This window comes from Acinetobacter sp. CIP 64.7 (genome assembly GCF_000369745.1).
GTDB lineage: Bacteria > Pseudomonadota > Gammaproteobacteria > Pseudomonadales > Moraxellaceae > Acinetobacter > Acinetobacter fasciculus.
Genome location: NZ_KB850179.1, coordinates 1,140,880 through 1,152,411, shown reverse-complemented (window position 1 = coordinate 1,152,411; position 11,532 = coordinate 1,140,880). Strand labels below are relative to the sequence as shown.

The following is an 11,532-nucleotide window of genomic DNA, read 5'->3' as shown; positions in this document are numbered from 1 at the left end:
TCCGTGATTTTTAAACTGGCTGAGAGTTAAAGTTTTAGTTGCTGTTGCATCATTTCCAGAATCTCTTGCCACAGTGGGCGAATGGGTTCGAGTAAGGCCAAGTTATGTTGATAAAGCAGCACACAAAGGCCGAACCCGACAATCAAGGCAATCAGATTGAACAGGTGGCTACGCTGCATTTTTTGCCCGATGTACCAGAGCAAGGTGAGAAAAGCCCCCATCAGCATGCCGCCAATATGTGCGGCATTGTTGATTCCACTGATCATAAAGCCCAGCGCGAGGTTTAGACCCATCACCATCACCAGGGTTTTTTTATCCAGAATAAAACGTTGCTGTGGCAGCATTGGCAATAAAGCCAGCACCGTGAGTGAAGCACCGAGTCCCATCACGGCACCAGATGCGCCGGCACTGACCGCAGGCAATAAATCAGGATTGGCCACACCGCCTTCGATCAGGCTATAGCTGTCTTGAATATTCATATAGCCACTGAGCAGGCTGCCCATTAATCCGGCACACACATACAGGCCAATAAAATACATCCGGCCAAACAGCTGTTCGGCAACACTACCAAAAATATACAAGGCCCACATATTCAACATCAGGTGAATCAGGCCAAAATGAAAAAACATGCTGCTAAACAAGCGCATGGGTTCCGCTAAATAGGTTAAAGGTGCATAATCGGCACCCCAGAGAATAGCGTCTCGGGTACTCGGCTGGCTAACATCCATGCCATGCATGGCTTGCCAGCCAAATAATCCAACATTGATCCCGATTAAAATGGCGGTGATCCACCAGAGATGCATTTCAAGTTTGCGATGTTCGACAGGGGGAGAGTATTCAGACATGCTATTTTTTTGCTGTGATTGTATATTTCGAATAAGCTTAACACGAAAAATTAAATTTTCAGGAGTAACGCACTGACATGAAAGCCTTTCTGATCCGCACGATGCTCGTCATCGTCAGTGTGATTCTGCTGGTTCAATTGTGGATCTTTGCCAGTCTGGCCTGGTGGCGAACCAATCCGGTGAACACCACCATGATGATGCGGATTGATTACTGGACAGAACCTTCCAAAGCGATTCAGCATCAGTGGCGTCCCTATGACGAAATCAGCCTGAATCTGAAACGTGCCATCGTCACTGCGGAAGATGGAAAATTTATTCATCACCATGGTTTTGACTGGGACGGAATTCAAACTGCGCTGAATAAAAACAGAAATCAGGGCCGTGTAGTGGCCGGTGGTTCGACAATCTCCCAGCAATTGGCGAAAAACCTGTTCCTCGTCAACAAGCGTTCCTTTGTGCGTAAAGGTCAGGAAGCAGTCGCGACCTGGATGATGGAGCGCATGTGGTCGAAAGAACGGATTCTGGAAGTCTATTTAAACTCGATCGAGTTCGGGGACAATATTTACGGCGTTGAAGCAGCGGCCAAACATTATTTCGGTAAAACCGCACAAAGCCTGACCCGCGATCAAGCCATCTTTCTGGCTGCCATTTTGACCAATCCGAAATATTTCCAAGATCATCGCAATTCCTCTGCATTAAATGCTCGTAAGCGGATGATTCAGCGCTATATGCGTTATGCAGAATTACCTTAATTGATGATTTGAAGAGAAAGCCCAATTATTTGGGCTTTTTTTATGAAATTGTCATCAATTTGAAGCATACTTGGAGGGATAAGCACAATTTTAAATCCGCATAGGTTTGATATGAATACGGCAGCCAGCACAACTTCAGCACAGCCCGAATATACATATAATGATCGTTATATTAATCGTGAACTGTCTATCCTAGACTTCCATTTACGTGTCCTGGAACAGGCTGTCGATCCTTTACATCCATTGCTCGAACGCATGAATTTCCTGTTGATTTTCTCGCGTAATCTGGATGAGTTTTTTGAAATCCGGGTCGCCGGGATGATGGAACAGCTGGATCTGGACAATGAAAGCCGGAGCCCGGATGGCTTGACTCCAAAGCAGGTTTTAGAACAGATTTCTAAAACGGCACATGCCGCCATTGAACGCCAGTACCGTATTTTAAATGAAGAAATTTTGCCAAAACTGCGTGAGGAAGATATTTGCTTCTTGCGCCGTGGTGAGCTGACTCCGGCACAATCTGCCTGGATTAAAAAATACTTTCAGGAGCAGGTTGCGCCGGTTCTCACTCCGATCAGTCTGGACCCTGCACATCCATTCCCGCGACTGGTGAATAAATCACTGAACTTTATTGTCACGCTGGAAGGGAAAGATGCCTTTGGCCGTCAGATTGATCTGGCTGTGGTACCTGCACCGCGTTCTCTGCCACGCGTGGTGCGTTTACCGGATGAACTGACCGATGGAAAAGAACATCATGTGATGCTGTCGGCGATTATTCATGAGCATGTTTCTGACCTGTTCCCGGGGATGACAGCGACTGGCTGTTATCAGTTCCGTGTTACCCGAAATGCCGATTTGGCCTTGAATGAAGATGTTGAAGATCTGGCCAAGGCACTCAAAGGCGAACTCAGTTCACGCCGTTTTGGCCGCGCCGTGCGTCTGGAAGTGACAGAAAATTGTCCGCAGCATATTTATGAATATCTGCTGAATGAATTTGATCTGGACGACGAGCAGCTTTATAAAGTTGCTGGCCCGGTCAATCTGGCACGTTTGCTATCTAATTTTAAACGTCCACATTTACGTTATGACTCGCATACTCCCATCATTCCTAAAGTGCTGAAAAAATCTGAAAATATTTTTAGTGCAATGCAGAAGCAGGATATTCTGCTGCATCATCCCTTTGAATCTTTTGCGCCGGTCATTTCATTATTACGTGAAGCGGCACGCGATCCACAAGTACTGGCGATCAAGCAGACCTTGTACCGTAGTGGACCAGATTCTGAAATTGTCCAGGTGCTGGCAGAGGCTGCCCGCAATGGCAAGGAAGTGACCGCAGTGATTGAATTGCGTGCGCGTTTCGATGAGGAATCCAATATTGCGGTGGCCAATGTCCTGCAAGAAGCGGGAGCAGTCGTGGTCTACGGTATTGTCGGCTACAAGACTCACGCCAAGATGATTCTGGTGGTGCGCCGGGAAAATAACAAACTGGTGCGCTATGTGCATCTGGGCACCGGTAATTATCATGCCGGCAATGCGCGAATCTATACCGATTATGGTCTGTTAACGACGGATAAAGATCTGTGTGAAGATGTGCATCGTATTTTCCAGGAACTGACCGGTATGGGGAAAATGGCCAAGCTGAAAAAGTTGCTGCATGCGCCGTTTACCTTACATGCCCAGTTACTGAACTATATCGATAATGAAATTGCCTATGCTCAGGCAGGGAAGCCGGCGCAGATTATTGTCAAAGTCAATGCGCTGACCGAAATGCAATTGATTAACAAACTCTATGAAGCCTCTCAGGCCGGAGTACAGATTGACCTGATTATTCGGTCGATTTGCAGTTTGCGTCCGGGTTTGCCGGGTCTGTCGGAAAATATCCGGGTGCGTTCAATTGTCGGACGTTTCCTGGAACATACCCGCGTGTATTATTTCAGCAATAATGGAAATTCACGTATTTATTGTTCAAGTGCAGACTGGATGGATCGTAACCTGTTTAATCGGGTCGAGGCCTGTTTCCCGGTCGAAGATGAAGCCTTGAAAAAACGCATCTATCAACAAGGTCTGTTGAATTACTTGAAAGACAATCAGCAATCCTGGTTATTGCAAGGTGATGGTACTTGGCTGCGGGCACAGCCCAAAGAAGGTGAAAAACCGCATAATGCACAACGTATTCTGTTAGAGCTGTTTAAATAAGTTTAAGTATTTAAAGAGGCTGAATATTCAGCCTCTTTTTTATTTCGAACATAGAATTTAACTGTTCAAGCTGAGTCTGAACAGTTTTCGATAGATGTATTTGACCCGGCTATATATCTGATAGTTCTTCATCTGGAGCTGATCTTGTCGTTCGGTTTGCGATTGATGTTGACTCAATACTTTTAATAACTGCAATTCAGCGAAGTTGAGACAGGTTTTGGCAATGGGCTGGTGCAGGATATAGTCTGCCAATTCAGTATTGACGTAAGCTCCACCGCGCAAGACAGTTTTCAGACTTTCAGCAAACTCGGAAAATGAATTCTGATGCTGCATATAGCTATCTGCTCCGGACAATAAAGCAGAATAGATCAGTGCTGTGGAATGAGTATTGAATATGGCAATAACAGGTGTATCTGAGCTTTGCTGTTTCAGCGGACGGATCACACTGATCTCTGAAGTTGTTGCTGCATGATAAAGAATCAGGTTGGGCAGATGTTCAGTAATCATGGATTGTGCGGACAGCATATTGTCCGCATACAGCAGCATATCTGGCTGATAGCCGAGTTGCTGTAGCACGGTCTGGATTTTTGACAGGTCGAGTCCAGTCGGTGAACGAATCACTAAAACCGGTGCAGGCAAAAGGCTAGCCAATAAAACGCGATCCTGTAGATGCGATAGAGAGCTATACTGTGAATCAGGCAGATGCAAATGCCTATCCCAAAGAATAGTGATTTAGCTGAAATGTAGAGATTCTAAGTTTCTAGGCGGACTGGATGCATTCAATTCAAGATATAAAAAAGGAGCAACATGTGCTCCTTTTTATTATCTATAGATCAGGCTGCATCGTGCTGAGTGATTTTCTGGAAAATCTGTAATAGCACATCAAACTCGCTTTGCAGCGGTGTGCTTTTACGGGTTACCAATGCCAGGGTACGACTTGGGGCTGAATCGATCGCTTTTACCTGAATCTCAGGATTGCCTTTAATCATATTGGTATGGATCGCAATTTCAGGCAGCAGGGTAAAGCCCAGATTTGCAGACACCATTTCGATTAAAGTCGGCAGTGAGCTGGCTTTTAAACGGTGATCATTTTTACGCTCACCAATCGGGCAGGCACTCAAGGCATGATCACGCAGGCAATGACCTTCTTCAAGTAACATCAGGCGAGACAGATCCAGATCTTCTAAAGAGTTTGCTTGTGCAGCATGCTGATCAGATTTTTGGTAAACCAGATACAGATTCTCTTTGGCAATTTCAGCAACTTTCAGACCACGGGTGTCGAAAGGCAATGCCAAAGCCACCATATCCAGGTTGCCATGTTCCAGCTTTTCTACAATCTTTTCACTTTGCGCTTCATGCAGATGCAACTGGATTTTTGGTAATTGCTTATGCACTTCATCCAGCAGCTGGGACAATAGGAAAGGTGCAATTGTTGGAATGACGCCGAGATGTAGATCACCGGTTAAAGGTTCACTCATCTCACGACTTAAACGCATTAGGTCCTGAGCATCGGCCAGTAGAACACGTGCGCGTGCAACCACTTGTTCACCAAGAGGCGTTAAACGAACATTCTGGCGGTCGCGTTCAACAAGTACGCCACCGAGTAAACGCTCCAGCTCCATGATGCCGCCAGACAAGGTTGACTGGGTGACAAAGGAGCGGCGAGCAGCTTCTGTAAAGTGTAGCGTCTCTGACAGTGTTACGAGGTATGACAGCTGTCTTAGGGATGGTAATGCAGCCATAGTGTCCTAATGTTTATGATTTAAAATGATCAGCAAATAATTCGCTAAGATAAGGAATAAAATGCGGTGGGATATCATGCCCCATTCCATCAATTAATTCAAATTTAGCCCCTGAAATTGCTTTCGCAACGGCCTTGCCATGGCTAGGAGGCAGCAATCGATCTCGAGAACCATGGACCACCAGGGTTTCTTGTTTGATTTGCTTGTCCAGTTGCAGCAATGAGCCTGTACATAATATTGCTAAAAACTGTTGAAGTACACCAGCAGGATAGTAACTTCGCTTATATAATTTACGGGCGGTCTGTACCGCTTCCAGATGATTGACATAACCTGGCGAGCCGATGATCTTAAACAGTTTCAAACTATGATCAACAATGCCATCTTCATCTGTTGAAGCCGGTTTGTCAATCAAACTAAAGAGTTGCTTAGGGAAGGGCGGTGGCAACATCGGCTGGTTATTACTGGTAAACAGTAAGCCCAGTTTTTTGACTTTGTCCGGATAACGCGCTGCCAGAATCTGGGCAATCATACCGCCCATTGAGGCACCCAGCACATAGACCTGTTCCAGCTGCATTTTTTCAATCAACAGACTGACATCTTCGGCCATATCATACAGATCATAAGGTGCACCCTGATTACCCAGACCCAGCACAAACCGGCTCATCATTTTCAGGGTATTCAGGCGTGGGCCTTTGTGATGGACTTTTGAAGACAGGCCAATATCACGATTATCAAAACGGATGATGTGATAACCATTGTCAATCAGTGATTTGCAGAAAAAGTCAGGCCAGTACAGCATTTGCCCACCCAGCCCCATAATCAGCAAAATGGTGGGATGTTCCGGATTTCCACCAACCTCGACATGTAGCTGGATCCCATTGCCAAGATCAACCTTGGTTTCATGCATGAACGAGGTATAAGGGGAAAGATTAAACTGTGCTGCGCTGTACATAGTCGCTGTCCTAATTAAAGGATATTTCGTTTAAAAAATATCCGTGCTATTAAACCTCTAAACCGCAGCAGGAATCAAGTCAGGAACCTGCTTGGTCAAGGTCAGACGCTGTTTGGCTGCAGTGGCGCCCAAAAGCACGAAACCGCGTAAGGTGCCGTTAGCATCGAATGCTTTAGCCAGCATGCCATCATCAAATTCTTCAGTTTCCCAGATGACATCCACATCAACCGGAGCAGGCAATACCGTTAAAGGAGCAGCAGGCGTTTTAACTGCCACTGGCATAGCCGGATAATGCACGGCAGTATGTTCACCATTTAAGGTTTTTGCCAAAGCGCGGGCTTGTTGCATGATCGGCATAACATAAGGCAATAAAGTTCCATTGACCTCGGCACAATCGCCCACAGCATAAATATCGACCTGGTTGGTTTCCAGTTGTGCCGTGGTTAACACTCCGCGACTGGTATGTACGTCTGCCTGTTTCGCCAAAGAAATATTCGGCTGTAAACCCACCGCAGATAACACTACATCAGCAACCAAAGACTGACCGTTGGCCAGCGTGACCAGATAATCACCATTGTCCGCACGAGAGACTTTTTCGACTGTTGTGCCCAGGACAAAGTGAATGCCGGTTTCTTCAAGGTTTTTCTGGAATGCTGTGGCAACATGTTCTGGCAATAAACGGCCAAGCGGCTGAGGAGCTAAATCAATGACTGTGACTTGATGATCGGTATTTTGCAGGTCATTGGCAAATTCACAGCCAATCAGGCCTGCACCTAAAATCACTACACGTTTGTCTTCACGTGCTGCCAGATTGTTACGGAAAGCTTTATAGTCACTCAAATTGTTGACGACATGAATATCATCGCTGGCATCACCGGCAATCGCCAGACGTACCGGATTGGCACCGATGGCTAATACCAGTTTGCTATAATGTTGCGTGCTTTCCTGGCCATCTTTTTCCAAAACCAGTTGATGATCTTCCGGATGAATCGCCTTAACCCAGGTATGCTGTTCAATGCGCATATTCAGCTGTGCCGACATTTTAGCTGCATCGCCTAGTGGAATTTGTTCAGGTGCTTTATTGCCGGCCAGAGCATTGGAAAGCGTCGGTTTGGCATAATTGACCGCATCATCCGCACAGATCATCAGCAATTCATGTTCTGGATTAAGTTTACGAAATTCACGTGCTACGGCATAACCCGCCATACCTGAACCAATAATGACGATAGGATGCATAGTTGTTTCCATATGGTAGAGCTCCATGCTGTATAAATGATTGAAAGGCATAAAAAAAGACCATATGGATATGGCCTTTAACTGGACGTGATTAGACTTCGATCATTTCGAAATCGACTTTAGACACGCCGCAATCTGGACAGGTCCAGTCATCGGGGATATCTTCCCATTTGGTGCCTGCCACGATCCCGTCTTGAGGCCAACCTTCTGCCTCGTCATAAATCCATCCACATACGATGCATTGAAACTTTCTCATGTAACTCTCCAAAACTGAGCAACTGTAGGCGTCAGCTTAAAATCCATAAAAGGCAAGACTCTAAAAGAATATGACTTTTTAACAGTGAACATATTTGGCTAAATTTTTACGCAGTTCTATTCAGAAAGTAAAGTGAATAAAAGCTTAATCAGCGAAATTAGCAGCAGAATAGACGACACATTCCTCATTTATCAGAAAATCACGCCAATCAGCTTTTCTAGCGCAGGCGGTTAAAGAATAAAAAGCTGACGATGGCAAAAATGAGTGTTTATCTTGTGGGATAGACCAAAGTCGTGCAGTAAAAACTTGAGTTTTTAGGTAATTTAAAATCAGTAAAGTCCGGATTAAATATTTTTAAAATAAATTAATATAATAAAATCAATATCTTGTAATTAAGCGTCGGGTTTTTATTAGGCAGCTTGGCTTGTCCGCTCTACTCAAATAGGTTTAAAATTCCCATATTCCTTTTCTTTTTTTAAGATCTCCCATGAGCAATTTGTCTACTTCTTTGTGGTCTCACATTCGTACGGTCCAAGATTTTCCAAAACCAGGAATTTGCTTCTTTGATTTGACCCCACTTTTCATGAGCAATATTGGTCCATTGACTGACGCTTTGATTGCCAGCATTCCTGCTGACAAACTGGCAGAAGTAGAAAGCTTTATTGCGGTTGAAGCGCGTGGTTTTGTGTTGGCAAGCTTGTTGGCACAACGTACAGGCAAAGGCTTATTGTTGGTGCGTAAAGCAGGTAAATTGCCACCTCCAGTGGTCGGTGTGGGTTATAGCCTGGAATATGGTATGGATCGTTTAGAAATGTCTGCGGAAGTTCAGTCCCAGAAAGTAATTATTGTGGATGATGTTCTGGCAAGTGGCGGAACCTTAAAAGCAGTGAATGAACTGGCTCAAAAATGTCAACATGAAGTACTTGGTGCAAGTATCTTCCTTGATCTTCCTGACCTGCATGCTGAATTAGGCCTGGATATCTGGTCAGTATTGGATGACAAATCTCAGCCTGAAGCGGCAGTTGCTTAAGTCATAATTTTTTGTAAAAAAAGCCCCGAAATTGTGGGGCTTTTTTATTGCCTGATAAAATGATCTTCGATTTCCTGAATCAGTGTATTAATTTGTTCAGGATGTTCCAGACGATGATGGCCGCCATCAACTGCCTGAATTTGCATATAGTCTTCAAGTTGTGTCTGAACCGCATGCATATCCAGAATTTCATCGCCCAGCTCCAGATAGGCAAACTGAGGAATATCATGCTGTAAATCGTGATGCCCAATCGGCGGATAATCATCGCGGAAGTTAGGCTGCAAAATGGGATTGGCCACTACACATGGAATTTGATACGCTTGTGACATTTTCAGTGCCCAATAACCGCCAAGACTGTGGCCGACCAGAATATCCGGTTTGATGGTTTCAATCATCTCATGATAAAACTCGGTGACCGAACTATAACTCAGATTTCGATAATCGACATCGATACAGTATTTATGTACCACATCAATGGCATGGAACTTGGTGGATTCTCTGGAGGAATCTAAGCCATGTAAAAACAAAATCTTAGACATAGTTCATTACTCATTTTTATGGGACATGCCATATTGGTTATTTGTTGATTGGCACATCATCTTCAATCTGAGCGTCATTGTAGAACGTCTGGGTGTACAAGGCAGTTAGCTATTGGTCTAAGCCACAATTTTGCAGTGCAATGATTTTGTATAACCCCTGTCTGATTTAAACTTTAATCCCAACTGAGAGCAGCGGGGTGCTGCAAAAGGTTGAAGAAAGGGAATTTAAAAGAGTGACAGAAGGGCTCAACCGAATGGTGTAAATAGCAGGATAGTGGATTTTCCAAAGAAAAGCCGGTTCCTGAGAGTGTTTGCGCTACGATTTGAGAAGGATTTCTGCTATTCTATGCAACTTCTATTTTTTAACTAATCTTATTCGAGGCAGAGATGACGCAAACTAACGCTCAATCGACTTCTGAACAAATCATTTCCGAAAACGATTTAATTGCACAGCGTCATGCCAAGTTAAAGCAAATCGAAGCTCAGGCACAAGAAACAGGTAAGAGCCCATGGCCGAATACCTTTAAGCGTGAGCATTATGCCCAGGATTTACAAGACCAGTTCGCTGATAAATCTAAAGAAGAAATTGAAGCAGGCGAAAAGGTCTACGTCAAAGTTGCCGGTCGTGTAATGTTGAACCGTGGTTCATTTATCGTGATCCAGGACATGACAGGTCGTATCCAGCTTTATGTTGCGCGTAAAGAACTCGCTGAAGATGTACTGGCTACCATTAAAGGTCTGGACCTTGGCGATATCATTGCAGTCGAAGGTTATATCGGTCGTTCGGGTAAAGGCGATTTGTATGTACATATCGAACATTTTGAATTACTGACCAAATCATTGCGTCCACTTCCAGACAAGTTCCATGGTCTGAACGATACTGAAGTGAAGTATCGTAAACGTTATCTTGACCTGATCGTTAATGAAGAAACACGTAAAACTTTTGAAATTCGTGCCAAAGTTGTGGCGGGTATCCGTGCCTTCCTGACTGAAAAGCGCTATATGGAAGTTGAAACGCCAATGATGCATGTGATTCCAGGTGGTGCATCAGCACGTCCTTTTGAAACACATCATAATGCACTAGACATGTCATTGTTCCTGCGTATTGCGCCAGAGCTTTACTTGAAACGTTTGGTGGTTGGTGGTTTTGAACGTGTGTTTGAAATTAACCGTAACTTTCGTAACGAAGGTATTTCTACCCGTCATAATCCTGAATTCACCATGATTGAATTCTATCAGGCGTATGCAGATTACAAAGACTTGATGGAATTGACCGAGCAAATGCTGGAGCGTCTGGCGATTGATATCTTGGGTACCACTGACGTGCCTTATGGCGATGAAGTGTATAGCTTCAAAGGGCCATTCAAGAAAATTTCAATGTTCGATGCGATTCTGGAAAATAACCCGCAATTTACTCCTGAAAATGTCAATGACCGTGAGTTCTTGGCAAAATTCCTTCAGGAAGAATTGAAAGAGCAGGTGAAGCCGGGTTTTGGTTTGGGCAAACTGCAAACCATGGTATTTGAAGAAACCGTAGAAACCAAATTGCGTCAGCCGACGTTCATTACTGAATATCCAGCGGAAACTTCTCCATTGGCACGCCGTAATGATCACAATCCCCACATTACCGACCGTTTTGAATTCTTCATCGGTGGCCGTGAGTTGGCCAATGGCTTCTCGGAGTTAAATGATCCAATCGATCAGGCTGAGCGTTTCCAGGCACAGGTTGCTGAAAAAGATGCTGGTGATGATGAAGCTATGCATTACGATGCAGACTTTGTAGAAGCACTGGAATACGGTCTTCCTCCAACAGCAGGTGAGGGTATTGGTATTGACCGTCTGGTGATGATCTTTGCCAATGCAGCAAGTATCCGCGATGTGATCTTGTTCCCGCATATGCGTCATAAAAATGCTTAAATTCTGAATTAAAAATAACCCACCATTGTGTGGGTTATTTTTTGTCGATACATCTAAAAGTTTGAGTAAA

The 11,532-nt window shown here is 44.6% G+C and carries 11 protein-coding genes; 4 read left to right on the top strand and 7 right to left on the bottom strand.

What is annotated here, in order from left to right; genetic code table 11:
* Positions 1–26: 26 nt before the first annotated feature.
* Positions 27–845: a rhomboid family intramembrane serine protease gene (locus F890_RS12130; RefSeq protein WP_005262372.1), complete on the bottom strand. Its 819-nt coding sequence runs from the start codon at positions 843–845 to the stop codon at positions 27–29.
* A gap of 77 nt (positions 846–922) precedes the next feature.
* Between F890_RS12130 and mtgA the strand changes: the two genes are divergently transcribed.
* Positions 923–1,597, top strand: a complete 675-nt coding sequence (gene mtgA, locus F890_RS12125) for a monofunctional biosynthetic peptidoglycan transglycosylase (RefSeq protein WP_004279409.1) — start codon at positions 923–925, stop codon at positions 1,595–1,597.
* 111 nt (positions 1,598–1,708) lie between these two features.
* Complete coding sequence (ppk1, locus tag F890_RS12120; RefSeq protein WP_005246972.1) at positions 1,709–3,790, top strand: polyphosphate kinase 1; 2,082 nt, start codon at positions 1,709–1,711, stop codon at positions 3,788–3,790.
* Positions 3,791–3,847: 57 nt separating this feature from the next.
* On the opposite strand, the gene F890_RS12115 is transcribed toward ppk1, so the two are convergent.
* The 5 genes from F890_RS12115 to rubA form a co-directional block, all read right to left on the bottom strand.
* The gene (locus tag F890_RS12115) at positions 3,848–4,441 is read right to left on the bottom strand and encodes a response regulator transcription factor (RefSeq protein WP_017397805.1); all 594 of its coding nucleotides are present in this window, start codon (positions 4,439–4,441) and stop codon (positions 3,848–3,850) included.
* A 182-nt stretch (positions 4,442–4,623) separates the two neighbouring features.
* Positions 4,624–5,532 (bottom strand): LysR family transcriptional regulator OxyR, encoded by a 909-nt coding sequence (oxyR, locus tag F890_RS12110; RefSeq protein ID WP_004279412.1) that lies wholly within the window; start codon positions 5,530–5,532, stop codon positions 4,624–4,626.
* Between the two features lie 13 nt (positions 5,533–5,545).
* Positions 5,546–6,484: an esterase EstB gene (gene estB, locus F890_RS12105; protein ID WP_004646272.1), complete on the bottom strand. Its 939-nt coding sequence runs from the start codon at positions 6,482–6,484 to the stop codon at positions 5,546–5,548.
* Positions 6,485–6,541: 57 nt separating this feature from the next.
* Positions 6,542–7,720 (bottom strand): rubredoxin reductase RubB, encoded by a 1,179-nt coding sequence (gene rubB / locus F890_RS12100; RefSeq protein WP_017397804.1) that lies wholly within the window; start codon positions 7,718–7,720, stop codon positions 6,542–6,544.
* A 91-nt stretch (positions 7,721–7,811) separates the two neighbouring features.
* Positions 7,812–7,976, bottom strand: coding sequence for a rubredoxin RubA (gene rubA, locus F890_RS12095; RefSeq protein ID WP_004279415.1), 165 nt, complete (start codon positions 7,974–7,976; stop codon positions 7,812–7,814).
* A 487-nt stretch (positions 7,977–8,463) separates the two neighbouring features.
* Between rubA and F890_RS12090 the strand changes: the two genes are divergently transcribed.
* Complete coding sequence (locus F890_RS12090) at positions 8,464–9,006, top strand: adenine phosphoribosyltransferase (protein WP_005267091.1); 543 nt, start codon at positions 8,464–8,466, stop codon at positions 9,004–9,006.
* Between the two features lie 44 nt (positions 9,007–9,050).
* Here F890_RS12090 and F890_RS12085 read toward each other — a convergent pair whose 3' ends face one another.
* Positions 9,051–9,545 carry a YqiA/YcfP family alpha/beta fold hydrolase gene (locus F890_RS12085; protein ID WP_004279417.1) on the bottom strand — a complete coding sequence of 165 codons (495 nt, stop codon included), beginning with the start codon at positions 9,543–9,545 and terminating at the stop codon, positions 9,051–9,053.
* Between the two features lie 387 nt (positions 9,546–9,932).
* Here F890_RS12085 and lysS point away from each other — a divergent pair, with 387 nt between their 5' ends.
* A complete protein-coding gene (lysS, locus tag F890_RS12080; protein ID WP_005267090.1) occupies positions 9,933–11,462 on the top strand; it encodes a lysine--tRNA ligase in 1,530 nt (509 codons plus the stop codon).
* Positions 11,463–11,532: the final 70 nt, after the last annotated feature.